This is a genomic window from Alcaligenes sp. NLF5-7 (genome assembly GCF_024266725.1).
In the GTDB taxonomy this organism is placed as follows: domain Bacteria; phylum Pseudomonadota; class Gammaproteobacteria; order Burkholderiales; family Burkholderiaceae_B; genus Alcaligenes; species Alcaligenes phenolicus.
Window position 1 is genome coordinate 1,395,360 of sequence record NZ_CP100755.1, and the last position, 24,243, is coordinate 1,419,602.

The window sequence follows — 24,243 nt, forward strand, 5'->3', positions numbered from 1 at the left end:
CATGCTGTCCGTATACAGTTTGTCGCTTCCCTTACCCGCTGGTATGGAATCCTGGTTACGAAACCAGGTTCCCGACCATACCTTGGCGGTGATTGCCCGTCGCAGACAGCAGTCGGACCAGCATTTAAGCCTGCTGGCCCACGGTGCGCTGCGCCATTTTCTGGCGCCCTTGCTGGGCTGCACGCCACGCGCCGTTCCCATCACCCAACTGGAACATGGCAAGCCCGTGCTGGATCTGGACGATGCCGATCTGCACTTTAGCCTGTCGCACAGCGGCGAGCGCGTGCTGATTGGAATTGCCGACCGAACTATAGGCGTAGACATCGAGGCCATGCGCCTACCCGTCAAAGCAGGGCTGGTCGAACATTGCAGTGTGCCGTCCGAGCGTTCTTGGCTAAAGAGCGATCTGGACTTCTACGCGCTTTGGTGTGGCAAAGAGGCCGCCCTGAAACATGCAGGCACGGGTTTTCATATTCAGCCTCAAGAATTATCCTTGGACGGTCACCCAGATCATGGATGCACCGTACAATCCCCCCATCCCATCTTGCAAGGTTTGGTGGTGCGCAGTCACCGGCCGGTGGAAAACTATGCCGCCGCCATCTGCCTGAACACCCCCTTTGCTCCGTGGACAGTCAGCTTTTTGGACAGCGCTCAACTGCCTGACACCAAGCTGACTGAGCACGAGTAAATCTGACAAGCCTACTTATTTATGTAATAGTTCTCATTACCATGATGAAATCTATTCCTGTTGAACAAATTTGGCCTGACGCTTTTGCCCAGCGATACCGCGATGCTGGACACTGGCAAGGGGAAACTTTTGGCGCTTTGCTGCGCACGCGCGCGCAAAACCACCCGGAACGCGAAGCCATTGTTGGCGGCACCCAGCGCTGGACCTATGGCGCGCTGGACCAGTACGCCAGTCAGATCGCGGCGGGCCTGCTGCAAGCCGGTCTGCGCAAGGGCGACCGCGTCCTGGTGCACCTGCCCAACATCCCTGAGTTTGTCAGTGTGATCTTTGGCCTGTTCCGTGCCGGTCTTTTGCCCGTGTACGTCCTGCCTGCGCACCGCATCACCGAAGTCGAACACTTTGCCAATACTGCTCAAGCGCGCGCCTATATTGGTGTGGACGCTCATGCCGGTTTTGACTACCTGCCTTTGGTACGCGAACTGCGTGAACGCTGCCCGCAGGTCGAGCAGGTTTACATCGTGGGCGACGCACAAGAATTTACGTCCCTGGCCCAGTTGCAAAGCAGCGCTGCCAATGTAGACGTACCCGTATCGGCGGCCCAGCCTTCCGAAGTGGCGTTCCTACAAATCTCGGGGGGCAGCACCGGCTTGTCCAAGCTGATCCCCCGCACGCACGACGACTACATCTACACCTTGCGCGAAAGCGCCAAGACTGCCGGACTGGACGAGAACAGTGTGTTTCTGGGCGCTTTGCCCATTGCCCACAACTTCCCCATGAGTTCGCCCGGTTTTCTGGGTGCTCTGTACGCCGGAGCCAAAGTGGTGCTGAGCCCCGCCCCCAGCCCGGACGTTTGCTTTGAGCTGATCGAGCGCGAAGGCGTAACCGACACCAGTCTGGTCCCCCCGCTGCTGATGCTGTGGATGGATGCAGCCACCAAGACCGATGCCAAGCTGGATTCATTGAAAGTCATCCAGGTGGGCGGTGCCAAATTGAACGCCGAAGCGGCCAAGCGTGTACGTCCCACTCTGGGTGTGACCTTGCAGCAGGTGTTCGGCATGGCCGAAGGCCTGGTGAACTACACCCGCCTGGACGATCCCGAGGACACCATCATCAACACACAGGGCCGCCCCATCAGCCCGGACGATGAAATCCTGATCGTGGACGACAACGGCAATCCGGTCGCCCCTGGGGAAACCGGCTATCTGCTGACACGGGGTCCTTACACGATCCGTGCCTACCACAACAACCCCGCGGCCAATGCCCGCTCCTTTACCGAGGACGGCTTCTATCGCACAGGCGACGTGGTACGCATGACGCCCGAAGGCTACTTGATGGTTCAGGGTCGTGCCACTGACCACATCAACCGCGCTGGCGAAAAAATCTCCGCCGAGGAAATTGAAGATCATCTGCTGGCTCACCCGCAGGTCTTTGATGCTGCCGTGGTATCGGTGCCCGACGAGTTTCTGGGCGAGCGCAGCTGCGCTTTCATCATCCCCAAGGATGACAAGCCCCGCGCGATTGAACTGAAGAAATGGATACGCAGCCGCGGTCTGGCCGACTTCAAAGTGCCGGATCAAATCGTGTTTGTGGACCGTTTCATGGAAACTGCGGCCCTGAAGATCAGCCGCAAGGAATTGCGCGCCCAACTGCGCGAACAACTCGAAAACACAACGCAAGAACAATCATGAGTACTGCACTTACCCTGGAACGCATGCGCGCAGATATTGCCGCCATGCTGCATGAAGACCCCCAGGACATTCTGGATGATGACAATCTGATCGACCTGGGTCTGGACTCCATGCGCGTCATGACCCTGGCCACCCGCTGGCGCGAAGCTGGCGCTCCTATCGAGTTTTCCGAGATGGCCTCGGTGGTCACCTTGGGCCAGTGGTGGTCCCTGATCGAACGCGCCCAACAAAACGGCCGTTGATTTTCTTACTGCAACACGCTTATGTTTAGCTCCCCTTCCGAACTGCCATTGCGCCCCCTGACCGAAGCACAAGAAGGTCTGTGGTACGCCCAGCGTTTGGACCCGCTCAACCCGATTTTCAATACCGGGCACTGCACGCATATCCATTCGGCGCTGGACACCGCGCTGTTTGCGCAAGCCATCAATCTGACGCTGACCGAAGCCGATGCCTTGACCTTGCGCATGGTGGACACGCCCGACGGCCCGGCCCAGTACCTGCGCCCGCAAGAGCCCATTCAACTGGAAATTGTGGACCTGTCTGCCCACGCAGACGGGGCCGAACAAGCCCAAGCCCAGCTGATGGCAGACCTGCGCACACCGCTGGACCCAACCGTTGCGCCACTGGCACGACACATCCTGTTTGTACTGGGGCCCAAGCACCATCTTTGGTATCAGCGTATCCATCACCTGGCCGCTGACGGCTATGGCATGGCGCTGATCGAGACGCGAGTGGTCAAGCTCTACAAGGCGCTGCTAAGTGGCCGTGAAGATCATGGGCATAAGCTGGAATCGTTCACCCTTTTGCAGGATGATGATCAAAGCTATCGGAGTAGCGAGCGCCGCAGCAAGGACAGACAGTTCTGGCTGGACACATTAAGCGATGCAGAGCCCGCCCAAAGCCTGAGCGAATCCCAGGCTTTGAGCGATCATCATTTCCTGCTGGCACGCAGCGCCGTCAAGCCCGAACTGACAGCCAGCCTGCAAGCATTGGCACAAAGCAGCGACATCAGCTGGCCAGACATTCTGACGGGCCTGACCGCCGCCTATGTGCGCCGTCACAGCCGCCAGGACGAATGCACGGTGGGCGTGCCCTGGATGGGCCGTCTGGGCCATATCAGTGCCCGTATTGTCTCCACCGTCATGAACGTGGCTCCGCTGCGTTTGCAGATCGACGAATCCCAGCCGTTGAATCAGTACCTGATTCAGGTTTCCAAGGCTCTGCGTCAGGCACGTCGTCATGGCCGCTACCGTAGTGAACAACTGCGCCGTGATCTGGGTTTGCTGGGTGGCATGCGCCGCCTGCACGGCCCCATCATCAACGTGCTGCCGTTCGATGCGCCCTACGAACAAGCGGGCCTGACCGCCAGCCAGACCGTGCTGTGCGCTGGCCCCGTGGAAGACTTGAACTTCACCTTCCGCGCCCAACCCGATGCCAGTGGCTTGCGTCTGGAAGTGGAAGCCAACCCGCGTCTGTACACCGACGCACAGATTCAAACCCATCTGGTCCGTCTGGAGCAGTTCCTGCTGCGCGCTTTGCAGGCTGAAACCCTGTCTGCCGTGCCGACCTTGACGGATGCCGAACACCACCACTGGATTGAGACCGTCAACCAGACCGCTCACCCGGTTCCTGAAACAACGCTGTGGGCACTGATCCACGCCCAGTTGCAGGCTCACCCGGAACAAAGTGGCCTGGAATTTGAGGGCAAGAAGCTCAGCTACGCCCAGATCAACGAACAAACCGCCAATCTGGCCGCGCAACTGCGTCTGGCCGGTGTGCAGACCGGCGATATTGTCGCCGTGGCCCTGCCTCGTTCGCTGGAGCTGGTGCTGTCCTTGCTGGCTATTCACCGTGCTGGTGCTGCCTACTTGCCGCTGGATCTGGACCAGCCTGCCGATCGCCTGAACACCATCTTGCAGGCCGCTCAACCGCGACTGCTGGTCGGCCAGCCCGGTTGCACGCTCAATGCCTCTTTGCTGGTCCCGCAGCCTGAACAAACCTGCACTGCGCCAGACTGGGCCGCCGCCGGTCCGCACGATCCTTCCTACCTGATCTACACCTCCGGCTCTACCGGCACACCCAAAGGCGTGCTGGTTAACCACGACGCCATCGTCAATCGTCTGGTATGGATGCAGACGCACTACAGCATTGGTGCCGGTGATCGAATTTTGCAGAAAACCCCGGCCACGTTTGACGTGTCGGTGTGGGAGTTCTTCCTGCCCTTCCTGTCAGGGGCAACCTTGGTCATCGCCCCACCACAAGCGCACCGCGATCCGGCTCATATTGCCCGCCTGATGCGCGAACAAAGCATCACAGTGCTGCACTTTGTGCCCTCCATGCTCAGCGCCTTCCTGGATGAGCCTGCCGCTCGTGGACTGGCTCCGCGTCTGGTGTTTTGCAGTGGTGAAGAACTGTCGGCCGCTACCCGCGACCGCTTCCATTCTCTGCTGAACGCCGAGCTGCACAATCTGTACGGCCCAACCGAAGCTGCCGTGGACGTGTCCTACTGGCCTGCGTCGCGGGATGACCAATCCCAGCCTGTGCCCATCGGTTTCCCCGTATGGAACACCGCCCTGTACATTCTGGACGAGCAGTTGCAACCTGTACCGCCCGGCGTGGCCGGTCATCTTTACCTGGCTGGCCGACAGTTGGCACAAGGCTACTGGGGCCGCCCGGACCTGACTGAAGAACGCTTTGTGCCCGACCCTTACGCCCTGCATGGCCACCGCATGTACGCCACTGGCGATGTGGCCCGCTGGCGTGAAGATGGCGCGGTTATTTTCCTGGGCCGCTCCGATCACCAGATCAAACTGCGCGGTCAACGTATCGAGCTGGGTGAAATTGAAGCCTTGCTGGCGCGTCATCCCGATGTGGCCCACGTAGCCGTGATTGCCCGTGAAGACATACCCGGTCAAATGGCGATTGTGGCTTACTGGGTACCGCAAGCAGGCAGCCAGTGCACGGACAACACGCTGGCCGCTTATGTAGGCGAGCACTTGCCGTCCTACATGGTGCCCAGCGCCTGGATCAGCCTGGATGCCCTGCCGGTGACAGCCAATGGCAAGCTGGACCGCAAGGCGCTGCCCGTCCCTGCCTTGCAGGCCCGCTCGGCAGGTTTGCAGCTGGACGGTGCCACTCAGCACCAAATTGCCGCCGCTTTCGCCACCGTGCTGGAAAGCAGCGAAGCGTTTTACGCCGACGACGACTTCTTCGCCCTGGGCGGACACTCGCTGCTAGCTGCCAAACTGGCCTTGATACTGCGCGAAGCACGCGGTCAGGCCGTATCAATTGGCACTATTTTTGAATACCCCACTATTGCCCGTCTGGCCAAACATCTGGATCAGTCTGGCAGCGCGGCAGCCGATGGTTTTGGTCCCGTCATCACCTTGCGTCCGGGGCCGAACGATCAGCCCGCGCTGTTTGTGGTTCACCCGGCCGGTGGTTTGTCCTGGTGCTATGCGGCACTGGCACGTCACCTGCCTGCCGGCCGCGCTGTTTATGGCTTGCAAGCCAGTGTGCTGTCTGACGCCTCGCTAGGTCTGGATGGCAGCCTGGATGCCATGGCCAAGGTGTATGTGGATCGTATCGAGCAAGTTCAAGCACAAGGCCCCTACCATCTGGCAGGCTGGTCCGTGGGCGGCATTATTGCTCAGGCCATGGCCGTGGAGCTGCGTCGTCGCGGTCAACTGGTAGGCATGTTGTCCTTGCTGGACGCCTATCCCAGCGACGCGTGGCGTAACGAACCGGCCCCCGAGCCCAATGCCATCTACAAGGCGCTGCTGCATATTGCGGGCCACGACCCAGACAGCTTGCCCGACGTTTCCCTGACCCGTCAGGGTGTGGTGGACTTCCTCAAGCGCAGCGGTCACCCGCTGGCCGAGTTGCCCGACACGCGTCTGGACAGCGTATTTCAGGTAGTGGAAAACAATAACCGCCTGGTGCGCCTGTACGAGCATCACGTCTATGACGGCCCCATGCTTTATTTCCGCGCAGCGCTGGATCACGCCGGCACACAATTGCATCCCGATTTGTGGAAGCCCTACACAGGGCAGTTGGATGTGCACGACATTGCCTCCTTGCACGCGCATTTGACCGGTACTGAAGCCGTGGCCATCATGGCCCCGCTGATGGACTCGGCCATGGCTTTTGCCGAACAGGCACAAGCCCAACCTGAACTCGATGTATAAGCCATGTCTGTAAGACGTTTCTTTCTGGATATCTCGCCACTAATCGAAAGTCGAGCATTCCGCTTTGCCTACTTCGCTCGGGCCGCCACGGTGCTGGTCACCGGCATGTTGATGGTGGCTGCCAGCGTGCAGCTTTATGAACTGACCAAATCCAGTGTGGCCGTTGCCTTTCTGAACGTATCCATGGCCACCCCCATGGTGCTGGCACTGATTGCCGGCGGTGTCTTGTCGGACCGCATGGACAGGCGCAGCCTGATGGTCTGGTCGCGCAGTGTCTACATCATCAGCGTGGTGCTGTTCCTGCTCAATACGCTGATGCCCAACCCGCAGGTCTGGTTGATCTATGTGGCCGCTGCCATTGGTGGTGCGGCAGGCGGGATCAGCGTCCCGGCCATGATGTCCGCTACCCCGGCACTGGTCGGTCGAGACAAGCTGGCCGCTGCGGCAGCCCTGTCCGGTCTGGCCATGCAGTTGGGCGGCATTATCGGCCCCGCACTGGCTGGCGTGTTGATCTCCGGTCCCGGCCTGATTTTCTGCTACGTGATCGTGCTCTGCGGTGTCATCATCACCCCTTTGCTCTTGCGTGCTCTGCCGCCCTTGCCTCCGCAAGCGGGCAAGCAGCCTCAGAAAAACGCCTTCCAATCCCTGCGTGATGGCCTTGGTTTTGTGGCCAGCCACCCCTTGCTGCGCGCCCTGTTGCTGATTGATCTGGCTGCCCTGATTCTGGCCACGCCTTTGGCCCTGATGCCCGAGTGGGGCGACACTATTTTGAAAATGGGCGCCACCGCCACCGGCTATCTGTATGCCGCTCCGGCTGTGGGTGCCACGCTGGCCGCCCTGTCCAGTGGCTGGTGCCGTCAGGTATCCCGCCCAGGTGCCGCCATCGTGATTGCCGTACTGATCTGGGGCCTGGCGGTAGCAGCCCTGTCCGTGCAAGCGACCCTGTGGTGGGCGCTGATCTGCCTGGCCATCATGGGTGCTGCCGACACCATCTCCAAAATCATGCGTATGGCGCTGGTTCAGCACCACACCCCCGATTACCTGTTGGGCCGTGTCTCCAGCTTGTGGATGACGCAATATTCCCTGGGCCAGGCCCTGGGCAATATGCAAATGGGTTATCTGTCCCGTCTGCTGGGCCCGGCAGTCGCCGTGGCCGTGGGTGGTTTGGCCTGTGCCGCTGTCGCTTGCGGTTTCGGCGTGTTTAACCAAGGCCTGCGTTCGGCCAGCAAACAGGATGGCCCGCCCAATGCCTGACATCTCGCTTTTGTTCTACCCACGCCTGCTGCACGCCTGTAGAAAGATCTCCTACATGGACCGTCTTGTCGACCGAACCTTTATTTAGGATTAAAAGATGCTAATCAATGTCAATTGCATTCGCCGTACCCCTGCCGCACTGCTGCGCAAGGCCGGCCTGAGCGCAGCCGTCCTGTCGCTGTCCCTGGCCAATGCCTTTGCAGCCCCCGCTTTTGACCAGCCTGATGCTGACTTTCGCGGTTCCCTGAATGCTGCTGGCGTGGTCTATGCAGGCTCCGAAGCCCAACTGGCAGGCCGTGGTTTCACCCCCGGCCAGGAAGTGATCCTGCTGCAAAACGGTCACACTCTGACCCCTCAAGCCCTGGTTGCCGACAAAGAAGGCAATCTGAGCACCAAGATCACCATCCCCGCTGACGCCGCTGTGGGCGTGCACCCTGTGGTCATGCAAGTCAGCAAGCCCTCGACGGCCGACATCTTCAATCTGAAGGTGTCCCCAAAAGTTGAGCTGAGCGGTCAGGACAAATTCGAACTGCAATCCCAGCACCTGGTTCCCGGCTTGTACCAAAGCGCCTACAGCCCCAAGAACAAAGTGCTGTTCGTGACTTCCGCCGTGGGCCGCCCACCCGTCAAGCAGTCGCAATTGGTGAAAGTGAACCCCAAGACCCTGGCGGTTGAAGCCAGCGTGACACCTGCCGCCCAAAAAAGCCGTGATGATGGTCAGGTTCAAGCCGTTTACGGTGTGGACGTGGACGACAAGCAAGGCAATGTCTGGGTCACCAACACCCGCAGCAGCTCCATTGCTGTCTACAGCCAGAAAGACCTGAAACTGGTCAAACAGTTTGAAGACGGCGTCGTCAGCCACCCACGCGACGTGGTTGTAGACGAGAAAACAGACCGTGCCTACGTGTCCTCGCCCGGCGCCAACACCATCGCTGTATTCGACACCAAGAAGCTGACTCAGCTGGACCCGATCGAACTGCAATCGAAAACCCGCAACAAACCCGGCACCATGAGCCTGGTACTGGATGCTGAAAAAGACCGTCTGTACACCGTCAGCGCCAGCACCAACGAGCTGATCATTGTTGACCTGAAAAACGACAATGCCCAAACCGTGTTCCCCGTACCTGGCGCACGTGGTCTGGCTGGCGTGTCGGTAGACAGCAAGAATGATCAGGTCTACATCACCGCCCAGGGCAGCGACAACCTGCTGATCATCAATGCCAAAGACGGTGCCGTTCAGCACGACATCAAGATCGGTGCCGGTGCCCTGAACGTGGTGTTCGATCCCAAGACATCCCTGGCTTACGTGGCCTCCCGCGGTGCGGGCACCGTGACGGCCGTGAATGGTAAGGGTGAAATCGTTGCCAACCTGGACGGTGGCAGCTTCCCCAACCACGTCTCCCTGGATGGCGAAGGCAATGCCTATCTGGTCAACAAATCCAAAGGTAAGGATGACCAGACGGCTGACCGCATCACACGCCTGCATCTGAAGTAAACCGCCCGATGCGCCCCTTCCATGAAAAGGGGCGCCAAGGCAAAACCCTTGCCCCAAAAAGGACTCCTATGAATAGCCGTATAGCCGACCAAGTCCGCCATGCCACCATTGAAGAATGGTTAGGTCATTACCAGGCCGACAGCAGCGTATTTGCCTCTCCCACCGTCAGTTTGATGGCACACGGCACGGCACTGGAGCGGCATACCAACAATGCCCAAGGGCAACTGCTCTCTGATGCCCAAACCTTGCTGGCGCAAGCCGCTCGGCAAGGTCTGGATGCTCCCCTGTTGATGGGAGTGATCCCCTTTAACCCGACTCGCCAGGCTTACCTGCGCGTTCCCAAAGAATATCAGCGCGATCCCGTCCTGCTGCGCCCGGTACAACGCCCGCCGTTGGCCAAATCCAGCAACAGCATTGCCAGCCAAAGCCTGCTGCCTGATGGCGAAGGCTACGAAGACAGCGTCAGCCGCATCCTGGCCACGATGCGCGAACAGAACATTTCCAAAACCGTGATGGCCCGCACTGTCACCATCACTTTGAACGAAGCCCTGGACCGTCAGACTGTGTTGAGCAATATGCTCCACAGCAATCCTGCCGGCTACACCTACGCCCTGCCCTTGCCGGGCGGCAAGGCTCAAGACCCGGATCTGTTTTTTGGGGCCAGCCCCGAGTTGCTGGTGCGTCGCCAGGGCGATCTGGTTACCGTCAACCCGATGGCAGGCACCGCCCCTCGCTTTGCCGACCCACAGCGCGACCAGGCCAGCGCCGACAGCTTGATGGCTTCCAGCAAAGACCTGCGCGAGCACGCCTACGTGATCCAGGACGTGGTGCGCATCCTGTCCCAGTTCTGCGACTCCCTGGACGTGCCTGATGGCCCCAGCCTGACCAGCACCGCCAACCTGTGGCACCTGTCCACCCGTATCAGCGGCCGTTTGCGTGACCCGTCCGTCACCTCTTTGGAGCTGGCACTGGCCATGCACCCCACGCCGGCCGTTTGCGGCCTGCCCACCCAGCCCGCCATGCAGGCCATCGAAGCCACTGAAGTCTTTGATCGCGGCTACTTTGCAGGCGCCATAGGCTGGAACGACCACGAAGGCAACGGCGAATGGGCAGTCGCCATTCGTTGCGGCCATTACACCCAGCAAGAGCTGACCTTATCGGCTGGCGCCGGCATTGTGGACGGCTCCGTCCCTGCCCTGGAACGCCAGGAAACCGGCAATAAACTCATGACCCTGATTAACTCATTGGGTCTGGCCCAGAACATAACCCTCTAAAGGAGACACGATTCATGACCATTCACGCCTTGCCCAGCTACGAACTGCCTCAAACCCCCGTAGCCAACCGCGTCAATTGGCGCCCACAGCCCAATCGTGCCGCCCTGCTCATTCACGATATGCAGACCTACTTTCTGCAGAAATACGATATGAGCCAGGCTCCTATCCCCATGTTGATCGAACGCATTGCCGCCCTGCGCGAGGTTTGCCACAAGCTGGGAATACCCGTGTTCTACACCGCCCAGCCTACCGAGCAACCCGAGAAAGACCGCGCCTTGCTAAACGACTTCTGGGGCCCCGGCCTGACCGCCAGCGAATTTCATGAGCAACAAGCCGTGGTTCCCGAGCTGACACCGGCCGAAAACGACATCATGCTGACCAAGTGGCGCTACAGCGCCTTCCAGCGCTCCGACCTGCGTGAGCAACTGCGCAATCTGGGCCGCGATCAACTGATCATCACCGGCGTTTACGCCCACATCGGCTGCATGACCACCGCCCTGGAAGCCTTCATGCAAGACGTGCAGCCCTTCCTGGCTATCGACGGCGTTGCCGACTTCTCGCTGGAAGAACACCACATGGCGATCCGCCACGTCTCGCAACGCTGCGGCGTCAGCCTGACCTGCGCCGAAATCCAGGACAGCCTGCAAAGCTAAACAGGAAGCACACATGAGCACACAAGAATTTGCAGGTGAATGCATAGCCGTCACGGGCGCGGCCCGTGGCATTGGCACTGCCGTCACCCAACTACTGCTGGAACGAGGCGCCAGCGTCATCGCCCTGGACCTGGACGTAGAAGGACTGACCCAACTGAGTCAATCCGAATACAGTGATCGGGTTTCCTGCCACCTGGTCGACATCAGCCAAGCCGATGCCGTCGATGCAGCGCTGGCCCAAGGGCAGGAAAAACTGGGGCCCATTCATCGTTTAGCCTGTGTCGCGGGCGTCCTGCAAATGGGCCGCATCACCGAGCTGAGCAACGAACAATGGGATCGCACCTTTGCCATCAACACCACCGGCGTCTTCAACGTCTGCCGCAACGTGGCCAAAGGCATGATCGAGCGCAAGCAAGGCGCGATCGTCAACGTCAGCTCCAACTCCGCCGCCACACCACGCATCGCCATGGGAGCCTACGCCGCCTCCAAAGCCGCCGTCACCCAACTGAGCCGCTGCCTGGGCCTGGAACTGGCCCCACACGGCATCCGGGTGAACATCATCTCCCCCGGCTCCACCGACACCCCCATGCAACAAGCCATGTGGGCACAAGGCAGCTCGCGCGAAACCGTCATCGCGGGTTCCGGCGAAAACTACCGTCTGGGCATCCCCCTGCAAAAAATCGCCACCCCCGAAGAAATCGCCGAAGCCGTCCTGTTCCTGCTCTCGGACCGCGCCAGCCACATCACCCTGTCCGACTTGCGCGTGGACGGCGGTGCCACACTGGACCAAGGCTAAACAGCCAGACGCAAAAAAGGGCGGAATCTCCGCCCTTTTTATTGCCCATCGGAACGAGTCCGAACGCAAACATGCGTACATCGATATTAGTGTCAGTGCCGATAAGGGCTGAGCACATATTGCCGAGCTAAGGAGCAATACAAGCGAACCAGAACATCGCGATCCAAGCGCCCCAACCAACAACCGTTGAAAGCAGGCCCACTCAAGAGCACTGCCACCATGCTGTTCGGGTCGGGGCAGGCTCAGGCGGGGCGGATCAGAGTGCTTGCCGCGGGCCTGAGATTGCGTAGGGATGCAAGGGGCCTGCTGTTTGAGCCAGGCGCTTGTACTTGGTCCGGGGGACCAAGTACCTGGCGAGTTCAGGCCCCGCCCGTAGCAATCTCAGGACAAGGGAACTGGTGCGCAGCACCAGCAAGCGCTCAGCCCCGCCGGAGCCTGCCCCGACCCGAACAGCCCCCCGGTCCAGCCTCCTGAGCCCGCCTATAGCCCGTCCCTCACAGCTTAAGTCCAGCTACTTCTTGTTCTCGACCGGAGCCTCAACCTGCTCAATCCCGAACAAATGCTCCAAACCCAAGGCCAAAGCATCCCGCCACGCCACAAAATCATGTGCCGTCGCACTCTCCACGTAACGCACGTCATACCCCCGCGCCCGCAGCACATCATCCAGATGACGATTAGCCTGCACCAGGCTGACATCCCGGCTGGAACCTGAAGACTCAAACACCCCGGCACTCATATAAATCTTCACTGGCACAGCTTCTGAGTCCGCCATCTGCCGCGTCAGCCACTGCCCACGAGCATCACCCGGAGGAGCCCACCAGAACGACCCCGACATGCTCAGAACATTGCCAAACAGTTGCGGCAAACGCCAAGCGGCATTCATGGCTGCCAAACCACCATAGCTGGAGCCGCCAATCGCCGTCTTGTCCGCTGTCGACTGCACCCCCTGGGCCTTGAGCCAAGGCATCAATTCCTTATCCAGAAACTTGATATAAGCCTCATTAGGCGGCAACTCCCGCGCCCGTTCCGCCATGCCCGGATTGTCCACCAGGACCAGCCACATAGGCTCCACGCGCCCCTGCGCAATCAAGGTATCCAGCATGGCCGGCGCACGCGCCAAATCCCGATAGTCCCGACCATCGAACAAAATCAAGGTGTGATCAATTTCCTGAGCCCGAGTGCCCGCAGGCTGATAAATCTGCACCTGCCGTTCCACACCCAAAGCCTCGCTGGGCAAGCGCTCCGTACGCCATTGCCCCTGCCCCAACTGCTGCGGCTCCAGGCTCACCACTTCGGCAGGTGCCTGCGTCAAACGCAAGACCGACTCACCATCAAACAGATCCTTGCTGTTTTCCGGCAAAGCCTTGGCATTATGAGGATCGCGCTGCAACGCCGCCCGCAGCACTTCGCGCGCCAGGTTCTGGCCCACATAAGGCACATCCGGCGCCATGCGATAGGCAAAGCGGGCATCACGCGGCAAATCGTAGGTGATGTACCAGATATCCGACTCACCCAAACGATGCATGCGATCGCTATACGAGAAAGGCCCGCCATGCAGACGCACCTCGTTCTGGGCACCGCGCCAGACAAACGTGACGCGATCATGCGTAGTGCTGTAGCGCTCCACCAAAGGCGAACCTACACGCTGCACATAGTCCCAGAAACCGCGAGACGGCTCGCCCGCGCGCAAGCGCATGCTCCACTGACGGATCACATCGCCTTGCAAAGGCTCGGCCTGAGCCGGCGCTTGGGGAGCCGTAACCGATTCAACCTGCCACTGATACTCGCCCTGCCCCTGCACACGCAAACGATATTCGCCCGCCGTGCTGGCAATAAAGCCAAAAGGGCCACCCCGTTCCGGGGCATCTGCCCAATGACGAATCGCCTTGCCATCCGGGCCGAACAATTCCAGCGCCACATCACCACTGTGCTGCCAACTGCCTTGCACCAGCTCATTTTGCTGCAAGCTCAGTATTCGTTCATGATGTTCGTGCGCCTGAACCTCACCTTGAGCCGAAGGCAGCGTAGCCGCCCAAGCCGACCCAACCATTCCCACCATCAATACAGCAACAACAGGTGCGCGCAACATACATCCTCCTAAATGCCGGTTTGCCGCAGGACAAGCCCAGTACCAAGAAGCAGTATACGATCAAAAATAATCAGCGCACCCCTTGGCTGGCTCGAGGCGGCGCCATTCATCACTCTAGACGGAAAGCCTGAATCAAACGATCCAGCTCTTGCACCTGCTCCTGCAACTCGCTGGAGGTGTGCGCCACCTGGTTCACCATCTCCGCATTTTGCTGAGTGGCCGAATCCAACTGCCCCACCGCCACGTTGATTTGCTCGATACCAATGGTTTGCTCGCGAGTAGAAGCCGCAATCTCGTGAACAATCGTCATCACTTGCGAGCTGCCGGTGACCATCTCCTCAATGACCTCACCGACCTGCCCCATCAACTGCACGCCTTCGCGGGTGCTATTGGAGGACGCTTCCACCAGTTGAGCAATCTCCTGGGCTGACGCCGTCGTGCGCTGCGCCAGAGCACGTACCTCACCCGCCACCACCGCAAAGCCTCGACCTTGCTCACCGGCTCGCGCCGCTTCCACAGCCGCGTTCAAGGCCAGAATATTGGTCTGAAAGGCAATCGAGTTAATCACCGTGGTAATGTCCGCCACCTTGCCACTGGTATCGCGAATCGCGCCCATGCGGTCCACCAGTTCACTGACCATCTGACCACCATGCTGGGCAGTTTTCTGCACCTGGCTGGAGACTTCCTCGGCACGCATGGCGTTTTCTTCGCTCATGCGAACGGTGCCCGTCATCTCTTCCATGGCCGATGCTGTTTCCTGCAAGGCCGCCGCCTGCTGAGTCGTGCGACTGGACAGCTCCAGATTGCCCACAGACAGTTGCGAGGTATCGTCCGCAATCACTCCACTGCTGTGTTGCAGCGTGCGCATCACCTCGTTCAACTTCAGGCGCATCTGCTCGATGGAGGCCATCACGCTATTGTCCGGAATCGAACGTAGGGAATGAGCAACCCGCAAATCCCCATCAGCAATCGCTTGAGCAGCATCATGCAGCACCTTAGGTTCAGCCCCCAGCTCGGCAAAGATCTGGCGCGCCAGAAACACAGTAACCGCTGATACCAGCAGCACGATCAGAACGAACACGAGTGACGAGCTGAGCAGATTGCTCAGGAAGCGCGCCTGAATATTGTCGATATAAACGCCCGAGATCAGCACCCAATCCCACTGCGTCACCCCTTTGCCAAAGGCCAGTTTGAGGGCATTGCTCTTGTCGCTAAGCTTGGGCCAGTGATACTCCAGAAAACCTTCGCCACCATTGCGGCCGATGCGGCTCATCTCGGCAAAAGGGTGCACGCCGTTGCTGTCGACCACGGCACTGACGTTCTGGCCGTCCAGCTCCGGTCGGCTGGGATTCATGATGGACACCACATCGGTCGATAACACCGACACATAACCTTCCTGCCCAAAACGAATACTAGCGATGCGTTGCAGCGCCTGCTTTTGCGCCTCTTCCTTGCTGAGAACGCCTTTGCTGACCAGTTGCTGATAGTCCTGCGTAATGTTTACTGCAATATTGACGATGTGCTGCAAACTACTTTTTCGCTCTTCCATCTGTGCCTGATAGAGCTGATAGTTCACAAACGCAAAAACCGCCACCAACGCCATCAAGCACAAGATCAATGGCAACCACAACTTCTGTTTCAAGCCCAAACGCATCATATTCCCCGAGCAACGCTGAAAAGACAGGTCCCAGGTACGCAAAAACCGACCGTGTCACCACGGTCGGCCTGCATGGAGGCCCCATCGAACAAGCTGGGTAACGGCCTCGGGCTTGAAATACTTAATTAAAGTTACATATCGAGATAATTGGATGCTAAGGCGGCTTATAAAACACTACCGCTCAAGCGTCGGGAAGCTTCATGGCCTTGGCCAAAAGAAGGTTCGCTGCTGGCCAGAGTCAGCAAGAAGCCATCTTCAGACATCAATTCCGAGGTCAGACGCCCCTGGTAATGACCCAGCTCCAGATTCACGGCAAGATCGCGCTGTTCCAGGTTATCGACGCCTTTGATAACCAGCTCAAAACCCTGCTCGCTCAGTAAATGGCACGCGGTTTCCAGCAATGCCTTGAACGTCGGTTCACGGCAGGCGCGCTGAATAACCTCGGCTTCCAGTTTGACGCCGCTGATTGGCCAGCCACGCAAACGGTTGAGCTTGCTGTTCTCAATATCGGGGCTGGTCAGCCAGACCTGAATGTCCTGTTCTTTCAGAAACTGCAAAGCCTGGATCAGTTCTGGTGTTTCTTCCAATTCCTCGTCGCTGAACAAGTCCAGCTCTACACAGCAAGGTTGCAGCTCGAACTGACTCAACATGCTGGGCATGCGCTTATAGAGGGGCAGCAGCATATCGATGGGCAACTTCAGACCAATATGGCTGGCACGCAGCGAATACTCCTGCCACCAGCGACGCACGTCAGCCATCAGAGTACGCAGCATCCATTCGCACAAAGCCTGACGGTGAATGGCGTCAGGCATATGGCGCAGCACCAGATCCGATGACAGACGCAAGCCTGTGGGCGAGGTCCAGAACACCTGGGCGTCCACACCACTGTATTGGCCCGTACTGGTCGCCACCCGCAACTGATAAGAGAAAGACAGCGCTTCGCTGGCCTGCGGATCAAGCACATCCAGAGTTTCCAGCGCACGCAAGAGTTCCAGCGGCGTGGGCTGGGACGCTTCCTGCTCGTCGCGCTGGGCGTAAAACTCCATGATTTCAGTATCTTGCGGCTCTTGCTGGGCGATCAACTTGCCCGTAAAGGTGTAGCCCCAGCCGTGCACCGACTTGATCGGCAAGGCCACCCCTGCCTGAGTGGCCTTGCGGCGCAAACGGCTGATCAGGGAATCCACTGCACGGCTGTCACTGGCAGCCAGGCCTTTGTCGCGCATCAGGTCTTCACGGCTGAAACGGGCATCCGCATGGCGGATGAATGCGTCCATTAATTGACGTTCGCTATGCGTCAGTTCCAGTCCCACCCCATTGGGAGCCACCAGAGTCCAGCCTTTATCGCGCAAGATCCATTCCTGCTGGCCACTCTGATCCTGAACCTCTTCCATCGCCTGGGCGGCACCCACGGCGGCATACACATTACGGCGGCGCACGGCATGGCACCAGGCCATCAGCTCGGGAACTTGCACATCCATAGCCAGACACGCATCAGCACCCGTCAGCAGCAACTGCACACGAGCACTGGCAGACAGGCCGGACTGAACGGCCACAATACCCAGCGAGCCAAAGTCATTGCGCAATTTGGCCACCATCAAAGGCACGTAGCCCGTCTCAACAGGAAACAGCAACAGATCGGCCTGGCTCAGACGCGCCTCGGCTACCTTCTCCAGGGATCTGACAACGCTTGTCTTGGTACCGAAAACCCGCAGTTGCTCCAGCCAGTAGTGCAAGCCTTCGCCTTCTTCCAAAACAATCAACACGCAGTGTGCATGTTCCATAAGCGCCTACTATTTAATTATTGTCAGTCCCACGACGGTCCCGGCGAGGGCCGACAATACTATTTTTATCAATAGTTAGAATTATCACTTCTAGAATACGGAGCACAAAGTAAAGAATGGTCAAATGTGGCGTTTGAAATTTTTTGTCTTCAAAATAACGTCCGCCTTACCGCCTGAACCATCTCGGGATTATTTTCTAATCGCTGTTCTTTTAAAATCATGCCCCACAAATAATTATAGTTTCCATAACGATGGGGCATAAAAAACCCGCTCGAAAGCGGGTTGTTCTAGCTCAAGACCAGGCAGAATACTTACTGGGCGGCAGCGTCCAGGCGAGACTGCAACTGGGCAGCAGGCAGCCAGCCATCAGCGCGGCTACCATCGGCAAAGTAAATGGCCGGGGTACCTTGAACGCGCAGTTTTTGTCCCACTGCCAATAACTGATCCAATGGATGCTCACACGAGGCTTTCTCGGGTCGCACTCCGCCCCCCATCCAATCACTCAAGGTTTTAGCGGGGTTTTGGGCACACCAGATGTCCTCGGCTTTGCGGCGGCTATCCGGTCCCAGGATGGGAAACATCAGGCTATAAACCGTAACATTGTCGATCTCCTGCAAAGTTGTATGCAGACGTTTGCAATAGCCGCAATTGGGATCTTCAAAAACCACCATTTGACGGCTACCGTCGCCTTTTACCAGCTTGATAGCCTTATCCAGCGGCAAGTCATTCAGCGACACACGATTGAGTTCCTGCATGCGCTGCTCGGTCAGATCAACACGAGTTTTGCTATCCAGCAAAGAACCCTGCATCACAAAGCTGGCCTGCGGGTCGGTGTAGAGCAAGGTGCCGCCCACTTCCACTTCCAGCAAATTGGGAAATGGTGTGGCGCGAATACCATCGACCGTCACGCCGGGGAAAGCGGCTTCAAAGGCCTGGCGGGTAGTCTCGAAACGTGTGTCTACTTTGGCGGGGCTGGCGGCCTGAGCCAGGCTGCACAGCGACAAAAGCGCCAGTGCCAATACAGAACGAAGGTGCAACATCATGACGTACTTCCTTTGCTAATCGACAAGACCCTAGCGGCCTTAGAACAAGAGCGCGCCGGGGCTGACGCCGGCAGCATGCGCAATCAGGCGGCGTTTCACCCAGGGCAGGCGGTCCACCACTTGCATACCGGCATTGCGCAGCATGGAAGCCGGTGCCCCCGGTGCCGCAAACAGACGATACAAGCCATCGGTGGCTGCCCGCATGGCCGCAATCGGTTCAGCGCGAGCGCGCTTGTAGCGATTGAGTACACGCATATCACCGACCGAATAATGCGGGCCGCGCTCGGACAAGACCTTGATCAGGGCTTCGATATCGCCCAGACCCAGATTCAAACCCTGGCCTGCCAAAGGATGGACGCGATGCGCCGCATCACCCACCAAGGCCACACCGGGCGACACCAGGCCGCTACGCTCAAAGGTCAAAGGGAAACCGCGTACCGGGCTACGTAAGCTTAATTGCCCCAAACGGCCGTTGGATAAAGAGAACAAGCTGTTTTGCAGATACTGCGCCTGCTCCTCTGAGGGCATGGCCAGCACCTTGTCGGCCTGCGCTTGCGGCACGGACCAGACCATGGAGACTTGCGGTCTACCATCCACATCCGGCATAGGCAACAGGGCCAGAATCGAATCGCCAGTAAACCACTGCAAGGCAACTTGCTGGTGCGGGCGCTCTACGTTGAAGTGGGCCACCAAACCGGCGTCCCCATACTCACGACCATGATGCTCAATGCCAGCGGCAGACCGCAGGCCGGAACGGGCACCATCTGCCCCCACAAACAAATCGGCGCTGATGCGCTTCTGTCCGGCGGTGATGATGGTCTTGCCTTCCAGACGCTCGAAACGGTCTTCAATCCAGGGCACACCGAACACTTGCAAGGCCTGATACAGCGCCTGCTCCATCTGTCCGGACTCAACGATCCAGGCCAGATAATCCTGCGCGTCCTGCCAAGCATGCAGATTCAGGCAACCGCCGCCATCACCATGTACTTCCATGGCCTGCACTGGCGAAATGCGCTGGGCCGACATCAAGTTCCAGGCACCCAACTGCGTCAGAAAACGCTGGCTGGCGACCGAGACGGCGTAGACACGGGGGTGATACTGCCCCGCCGCCAGTTCCATAGGCTTGTAAGCGGGGGACAGGATGCTGACATCAAACCCGGCCTTGCGTAAACCCAGGGCGCTGGCCATACCGGCCAAGGCCCCTCCACACACCACAATTCGTTCTTTGCTCATCGTGCGCTCGGTGCTCCTGCCTGACGTGGCCACAACAGCCACATTTGACCTTGCTGCTTCATGCGCCCTGCCTGCGCACCAGCCTGATCGCCCGTGCCCCAGTACAAATCGGTACGTGCGGCACCTTTAATCGCCGCGCCCGTGTCCTGAGCAAAAACCAGTCGCTGCAAAGGTTGGTTAGAAGCAGGCTGCGAGGTAGCCAAGTACACAGGCGTACCCAAAGGCACGTACGTGGGGTCAATAGCCACGGAACGCAGACCAATCAAGGGAATGCCATAGGCACCTTTAGGGCCCAGCTCCGGATCCACAATGGCCTCTTCGCGGAAGAACACCATAGCGGTATTTACATTCATCATTTCCTGAACGCGATGCGGATTGCGCTTGGCCCAGGCCTTGATGTTTTGCATGGAAGTCTGCGCCAAAGGCATCTCGCCCTGCTTGGCCAGCCATTGGCCTACCGAGGCATAAGGGCGACCGTTATGGTCGGCATAGGCCAGACGCACGGCGCTGCCATCGGGCAGGACCGCACGACCCGAGCCCTGGATCTGCAGAAAAAAGCCTTCTACCGGATCTTCCGCATACACGATCACGGGTGGCTGGCGCTCCTGCCTGGATACGATCTGCTCGCGTGTGTCGTAAGGCACAATGCGTTTGCCCACTTGCTTGCCGCGAATACGCTTGCCAGCCAGCTCGGGATACAAGCTACCCAGATCAATCGTCAACAAATCATCCGGCGCAGCGAAAAGCGGCCATTGATAGCTGGAACTACGGGTGCGCGAGGCCTTGAGCAAAGGCTCGTAATAGCCCGTGACCGTATTTTGAGCCACCTTGCCGTCGCCGGTCAGCAAACGCCAGGGCTGCAACTGTTGCTGCAGAAAATCACGTACAGCAGCCGTATCTTTGGTGTCAGCGTTCAGACCGGCAGAAGCCGCAGCCTGACAAACAGGCTGCCAGGCACGGGGATTGGCACGTGCGGGCATGGCCAGCGAACCGCTGACAGGACGCATCAGGCCCTTGCAGTTATTGATGAAACCTTTCCAGACATGGTCCAGCGAATCAGCCTGCCAGCCCGGCAAGGCGGACCAGTTCACGGCTTGATAACGCCCTGCCAACGCACGCGCCGGGGTTTCCGGCAGTGCCGACAAGGACGGCACGCGCAACGGTTGCAGAGCGATATCAGGACCGCCTTCTGCTGTACCCGGAGCCGTTGGCGAAGAACCCTGATCCCCAGGAATGGTGGAACAGGCACTTAATGCCAGCAGTACGGCTGGCACGCAATAAATTATCTTCATGGCTGGGTTTGGCCCTTAGTGCAAGGTACGGGGAGAGGAAAGGATGAACTCCTGAATGGCGACCTCAAAGGGCACACCATTTTCACCAACACATTGATAGCTGCCGCGCATGGTGCCAAACGGCGTGTTCAGGGGGCAACCACTGGTGTACTCAAAGGTCTCACCTGGAGCCAGCACCGGCTGTTGCCCTACAACGCCCAGGCCACGCACTTCCTGAACCTGCTGATTGTCGTCCGTAATGATCCAGTGACGACTGATAATCTGGGCCGTCTGCTGTCCATTGTTGGTAATCCGTACGGTATAGGCAAAAACATATTGATTGCTATCGGGCTCGGATTGCTCAGGCAGGTACTGGGGCGTGATCTGCACCTCAATATCGTCAGGCTTCATGATGGATTCCAGGTTACGGCTGTACAAATACGGGGCGCTGCACAGCCCCCCGCTTGAAACTATAATGATGACATATGGCCACGATTTTCGTGATGTCTAATCTTTACGGCACCTATTATGTCCCAAGCCAGCTCCACACGTATCGCTCCCAGTATTTTATCGGCCGACTTCGCCCGCCTGGGTGAAGAAGTCCGCAATGTTATCGCCGCCGGTGCCGACTGGGTTCACTGCGACATCATGGACAACCACTTTGTACCGAACCTGACTTTCGGCCCCATGGTCTGTGCTGCGCTGCGCCCCCACACCACTGCCCCCATCGACGTACACCTGATGGTGGAGCCCGTGGATGCGCTGATCCCCGAATTTGCCAAAGCCGGTGCCGATTACATCAGCTTTCACCCCGAAGCCTCGCGCCACGTGGACCGCACCCTGTCGCTGATCCGTGACCACGGCTGTAAGGCCGGCCTGGTATTCAACCCGGCCACCCCGCTGAACTGGATGGATCACCTGATGGACAAGCTGGATCTGGTCCTGCTGATGTCCGTTAACCCCGGCTTTGGCGGCCAGGCCTTTATCCCCAGCGCCATGGACAAGCTGCGCCAAGCCCGCGCCCGCATTGATGCGTGGACTGCAGAGGGTGGTCAGCCCATCCTTCTGCAAATCGACGGTGGCGTGAAGGTGGACAATATCGGCGCCATCCGTGCAGCCGGTGCTGACACCTTTGTGGCCGGTTCGGCTATTTTTGGTCAGCCCGACTACGCTCAGGTCATCCGCGACATGCGCGCGCAAATCGCTCTGGCAGAGCAGGCCTAAATCCTGCGTCCGGCCTGCTGTTTCCGCTACTGCAACGTCGTATTGCGGCTATAACTGCTCTGCCGAACCGCACTGTCGGGGCGGCGGCGCTCCACAAACAAGGCATTGCCCTGTACACGCTTGGCCTGTGCCTTGGCAGAACTGGCCAGCTCCGCAATTAAAGAGCCCGAATACAATTCGGGCTCATCGACTGTGACCACACCTAAAGACAGGCTCACTAGCGGGTGAAACACCAGCACGCCTTGACGGTTTTCAGCCAGATAGCCGCCTGCTTGCCGATGCTCCACTCTATACAAGGACTCCAGCTCTTTTTCCAGCTCGTCCAGAATGCTTTGGCAGCGCTCGGCCCAGTCCGGGCTGGTAAACACCAAAATAAAATCGTCACCCCCCACATGGCCCACAAAGTCCATGCGAGCCACCGCGTAACGGGTGAAGAGCTCGGCCATGGAGCGTAGCAGCTCATCGCCTTTGCGATAGCCGTACAAATCGTTATAGGGTTTGAAGTGGTCCAGATCCGCATAGCACACAGCGAAGTTCTGCCGATTACGCAGCAAACCATCAATATGCTCATTAATCGGCACATTACCCGGCAATTGCGTCAGTGGATTGGCATAACGCGCCGTCATGATCTGAATCTGCGTAATTTCACGCATCAGCTCCACACTGGAGCCCAGGCCCAGATACTCGCCCGCCCCGGTAATGATGAAACCATCACTCAAGGCATCCCCCGCTCCCTGCGTCATCAAGGTGCCCAACTCCAGCAAGCTGGTATCGCAGTCAACAATCAGCGGTGGGGTTTCAATAAACAGGGAGCATGGCTTGTTGCCATACAGCTCGCGGTGATAAGGGCGGGCAAGCTGATCATAAAGCTGACTACGACGCAAAATACCCGTCGGTCTGTCCCCTCTCACCAGAGCCACGGCACTAAGATCCGGGTGGCTTTGAAACAGCTCATACACACGATTCGTGGGTGTATTATCAGGCACCGCAGGCGCGGCACGCAGTAAACGCCGCACGCTCATGGAGTCACGGCCTTGCACTTGACGCTGAGTGCGCACAGTGGATGGTCCAAACAGCGCGGCTTGCGCGGGCTCCAGCTGAGGCGGGGGGTTAGGTTGAGGGCGACACAGCAAATAGCCCTGCCCACAGGCCACGCCCAAATACCGCAAGGTGCGTAGTTCCGCGCCGGTTTCAATCCCTTCTGCAATCACAACGGATTGAGCATGGCTGGCAATATCGCAAATGGAGCGTACCAATTGCTGCTTGAGCACATCAGTATCAATATCGCGCACAAAGTATTTGTCGATCTTGACGTACTCGGGCCGCAATTCGGACCACAAGCGCAGCGAGGCATAGCCTTCACCCAGATCATCAATGGCAAACTGCAGGCCTTCTTTTCGATAAAGCTCAATAGCCTGATTCAGATAGTCGTAGCTGTCAGTACGCTCGGATTCGGTCAATTCGACCACCACCCGGCTCCAATCAATGCCATCCAGCTGAGGCATACCGGTACGCGGTTCGATGCGGGCCGAAGGCAACATGCGCATCACCACATCCGGGCTGGAGTTCAAAAACAGTTTGCCCGCCAAACCCTGCTGCTTGAAACTGCTGACCAAGGTATGGCAACACAGCTCTTCCAGATCCCATAAGCGGCCACATTGCCGGGCGGCGTCAAACAAGGCCAAGGGCGAATAAAAACTGCTGTCCTTTGGCCCTCGAATCAAACCCTCGTAACCCAGAATCAAGCCGGACTGCAAATCCACAATGGGCTGAAAGACCGGCGTAACTTGTTTTTCTACGAGAATCTGATGAAATGTATCGAGCATCATACTTCCGCTCCTAGGGCCTTTCTGAACGGACTATCGAAAGCCAATCTTGTACCAAAATACGGTTTGCTCACTAAATTGATA

Annotated in this window: 18 protein-coding genes; 10 read left to right on the plus strand and 8 right to left on the minus strand. The window is 58.5% G+C overall.

The features are described from left to right. Position 1: 1 nt before the first annotated feature. The 9 genes from MID00_RS06580 (at position 2) to MID00_RS06620 (ending at position 12,035) form a co-directional block, all read left to right on the plus strand. Positions 2 to 688 carry a 4'-phosphopantetheinyl transferase superfamily protein gene (locus MID00_RS06580; protein ID WP_254500052.1) on the plus strand — a complete coding sequence of 229 codons (687 nt, stop codon included), beginning with the start codon at positions 2 to 4 and terminating at the stop codon, positions 686 to 688. 41 nt (positions 689 to 729) lie between these two features. Further along, the gene (locus tag MID00_RS06585; RefSeq protein ID WP_254500053.1) at positions 730 to 2,376 is read left to right on the plus strand and encodes a (2,3-dihydroxybenzoyl)adenylate synthase; all 1,647 of its coding nucleotides are present in this window, start codon (positions 730 to 732) and stop codon (positions 2,374 to 2,376) included. Further along, positions 2,373 to 2,618, plus strand: a complete 246-nt coding sequence (locus tag MID00_RS06590) for a phosphopantetheine-binding protein (protein WP_003804459.1) — start codon at positions 2,373 to 2,375, stop codon at positions 2,616 to 2,618. Before MID00_RS06585 ends, MID00_RS06590 begins: the two co-directional genes overlap by 4 nt. A gap of 21 nt (positions 2,619 to 2,639) precedes the next feature. Further along, positions 2,640 to 6,563: an amino acid adenylation domain-containing protein gene (locus tag MID00_RS06595; RefSeq protein ID WP_254500054.1), complete on the plus strand. Its 3,924-nt coding sequence runs from the start codon at positions 2,640 to 2,642 to the stop codon at positions 6,561 to 6,563. Between the two features lie 3 nt (positions 6,564 to 6,566). Continuing rightward, positions 6,567 to 7,817 carry an enterobactin transporter EntS gene (gene entS / locus MID00_RS06600; protein WP_254500055.1) on the plus strand — a complete coding sequence of 417 codons (1,251 nt, stop codon included), beginning with the start codon at positions 6,567 to 6,569 and terminating at the stop codon, positions 7,815 to 7,817. A gap of 97 nt (positions 7,818 to 7,914) precedes the next feature. After that, on the plus strand, positions 7,915 to 9,312 hold the full coding sequence (locus tag MID00_RS06605) for a YncE family protein (protein WP_254500056.1): 1,398 nt from the start codon (positions 7,915 to 7,917) through the stop codon (positions 9,310 to 9,312). A gap of 68 nt (positions 9,313 to 9,380) precedes the next feature. After that, positions 9,381 to 10,586 carry an isochorismate synthase MenF gene (locus MID00_RS06610; protein ID WP_254500057.1) on the plus strand — a complete coding sequence of 402 codons (1,206 nt, stop codon included), beginning with the start codon at positions 9,381 to 9,383 and terminating at the stop codon, positions 10,584 to 10,586. A 14-nt stretch (positions 10,587 to 10,600) separates the two neighbouring features. Further along, positions 10,601 to 11,239, plus strand: coding sequence for an isochorismatase family protein (locus MID00_RS06615; RefSeq protein WP_009458555.1), 639 nt, complete (start codon positions 10,601 to 10,603; stop codon positions 11,237 to 11,239). A 13-nt stretch (positions 11,240 to 11,252) separates the two neighbouring features. Beyond that, positions 11,253 to 12,035 carry a 2,3-dihydro-2,3-dihydroxybenzoate dehydrogenase gene (locus MID00_RS06620; protein ID WP_254500058.1) on the plus strand — a complete coding sequence of 261 codons (783 nt, stop codon included), beginning with the start codon at positions 11,253 to 11,255 and terminating at the stop codon, positions 12,033 to 12,035. A 511-nt stretch (positions 12,036 to 12,546) separates the two neighbouring features. Here MID00_RS06620 and MID00_RS06625 read toward each other — a convergent pair. From MID00_RS06625 to apaG, 7 genes are all read right to left on the minus strand, one after another. Continuing rightward, positions 12,547 to 14,124 (minus strand): alpha/beta hydrolase-fold protein, encoded by a 1,578-nt coding sequence (locus tag MID00_RS06625; protein WP_254500059.1) that lies wholly within the window; start codon positions 14,122 to 14,124, stop codon positions 12,547 to 12,549. Positions 14,125 to 14,233: 109 nt separating this feature from the next. Further along, positions 14,234 to 15,766, minus strand: a complete 1,533-nt coding sequence (locus MID00_RS06630; RefSeq protein WP_254500060.1) for a methyl-accepting chemotaxis protein — start codon at positions 15,764 to 15,766, stop codon at positions 14,234 to 14,236. Positions 15,767 to 15,945: 179 nt separating this feature from the next. Next, the gene (locus tag MID00_RS06635; protein ID WP_254500061.1) at positions 15,946 to 17,562 is read right to left on the minus strand and encodes an EAL domain-containing protein; all 1,617 of its coding nucleotides are present in this window, start codon (positions 17,560 to 17,562) and stop codon (positions 15,946 to 15,948) included. A 311-nt stretch (positions 17,563 to 17,873) separates the two neighbouring features. Then, positions 17,874 to 18,605: a DsbC family protein gene (locus tag MID00_RS06640; RefSeq protein WP_009458548.1), complete on the minus strand. Its 732-nt coding sequence runs from the start codon at positions 18,603 to 18,605 to the stop codon at positions 17,874 to 17,876. A 39-nt stretch (positions 18,606 to 18,644) separates the two neighbouring features. Further along, positions 18,645 to 19,838: an FAD-dependent monooxygenase gene (locus tag MID00_RS06645; protein WP_254500062.1), complete on the minus strand. Its 1,194-nt coding sequence runs from the start codon at positions 19,836 to 19,838 to the stop codon at positions 18,645 to 18,647. Further along, on the minus strand, positions 19,835 to 21,130 hold the full coding sequence (locus MID00_RS06650) for a murein transglycosylase A (protein ID WP_250756595.1): 1,296 nt from the start codon (positions 21,128 to 21,130) through the stop codon (positions 19,835 to 19,837). Before MID00_RS06650 ends, MID00_RS06645 begins: the two co-directional genes overlap by 4 nt. Positions 21,131 to 21,145: 15 nt before the next feature. Further along, positions 21,146 to 21,520 carry a Co2+/Mg2+ efflux protein ApaG gene (apaG, locus tag MID00_RS06655; RefSeq protein WP_021447080.1) on the minus strand — a complete coding sequence of 125 codons (375 nt, stop codon included), beginning with the start codon at positions 21,518 to 21,520 and terminating at the stop codon, positions 21,146 to 21,148. Positions 21,521 to 21,637: 117 nt separating this feature from the next. Here apaG and rpe point away from each other — a divergent pair, with 117 nt between their 5' ends. Further along, complete coding sequence (gene rpe, locus MID00_RS06660; protein ID WP_009458542.1) at positions 21,638 to 22,333, plus strand: ribulose-phosphate 3-epimerase; 696 nt, start codon at positions 21,638 to 21,640, stop codon at positions 22,331 to 22,333. A 26-nt stretch (positions 22,334 to 22,359) separates the two neighbouring features. Here the strand turns inward: rpe and MID00_RS06665 are convergent, their stop codons facing one another. Next, complete coding sequence (locus MID00_RS06665; protein ID WP_021447081.1) at positions 22,360 to 24,162, minus strand: GGDEF domain-containing protein; 1,803 nt, start codon at positions 24,160 to 24,162, stop codon at positions 22,360 to 22,362. Between the last annotated feature and the right edge of the window lie 81 nt (positions 24,163 to 24,243).

What these genes read in the sequence shown, in the direction of transcription:
- MID00_RS06580 (WP_254500052.1), top strand. Translation starts at nt 2, where the DNA reads ATGCTGTCCGTATACAGTTTGTCGCTTCCCTTACCCGCTGGTATGGAA.
- MID00_RS06585 (WP_254500053.1), top strand. Translation starts at nt 730, where the DNA reads ATGATGAAATCTATTCCTGTTGAACAAATTTGGCCTGACGCTTTTGCC.
- MID00_RS06590 (WP_003804459.1), top strand. Translation starts at nt 2,373, where the DNA reads ATGAGTACTGCACTTACCCTGGAACGCATGCGCGCAGATATTGCCGCC.
- MID00_RS06595 (WP_254500054.1), top strand. Translation starts at nt 2,640, where the DNA reads ATGTTTAGCTCCCCTTCCGAACTGCCATTGCGCCCCCTGACCGAAGCA.
- entS (WP_254500055.1), top strand. Translation starts at nt 6,567, where the DNA reads ATGTCTGTAAGACGTTTCTTTCTGGATATCTCGCCACTAATCGAAAGT.
- MID00_RS06605 (WP_254500056.1), top strand. Translation starts at nt 7,915, where the DNA reads ATGCTAATCAATGTCAATTGCATTCGCCGTACCCCTGCCGCACTGCTG.
- MID00_RS06610 (WP_254500057.1), top strand. Translation starts at nt 9,381, where the DNA reads ATGAATAGCCGTATAGCCGACCAAGTCCGCCATGCCACCATTGAAGAA.
- MID00_RS06615 (WP_009458555.1), top strand. Translation starts at nt 10,601, where the DNA reads ATGACCATTCACGCCTTGCCCAGCTACGAACTGCCTCAAACCCCCGTA.
- MID00_RS06620 (WP_254500058.1), top strand. Translation starts at nt 11,253, where the DNA reads ATGAGCACACAAGAATTTGCAGGTGAATGCATAGCCGTCACGGGCGCG.
- MID00_RS06625 (WP_254500059.1), bottom strand. Translation starts at nt 14,124, where the DNA reads ATGTTGCGCGCACCTGTTGTTGCTGTATTGATGGTGGGAATGGTTGGG.
- MID00_RS06635 (WP_254500061.1), bottom strand. Translation starts at nt 17,562, where the DNA reads ATGGAACATGCACACTGCGTGTTGATTGTTTTGGAAGAAGGCGAAGGC.
- MID00_RS06640 (WP_009458548.1), bottom strand. Translation starts at nt 18,605, where the DNA reads ATGATGTTGCACCTTCGTTCTGTATTGGCACTGGCGCTTTTGTCGCTG.
- MID00_RS06645 (WP_254500062.1), bottom strand. Translation starts at nt 19,838, where the DNA reads ATGAGCAAAGAACGAATTGTGGTGTGTGGAGGGGCCTTGGCCGGTATG.
- MID00_RS06650 (WP_250756595.1), bottom strand. Translation starts at nt 21,130, where the DNA reads ATGAAGATAATTTATTGCGTGCCAGCCGTACTGCTGGCATTAAGTGCC.
- apaG (WP_021447080.1), bottom strand. Translation starts at nt 21,520, where the DNA reads ATGAAGCCTGACGATATTGAGGTGCAGATCACGCCCCAGTACCTGCCT.
- rpe (WP_009458542.1), top strand. Translation starts at nt 21,638, where the DNA reads ATGTCCCAAGCCAGCTCCACACGTATCGCTCCCAGTATTTTATCGGCC.
- MID00_RS06665 (WP_021447081.1), bottom strand. Translation starts at nt 24,162, where the DNA reads ATGATGCTCGATACATTTCATCAGATTCTCGTAGAAAAACAAGTTACG.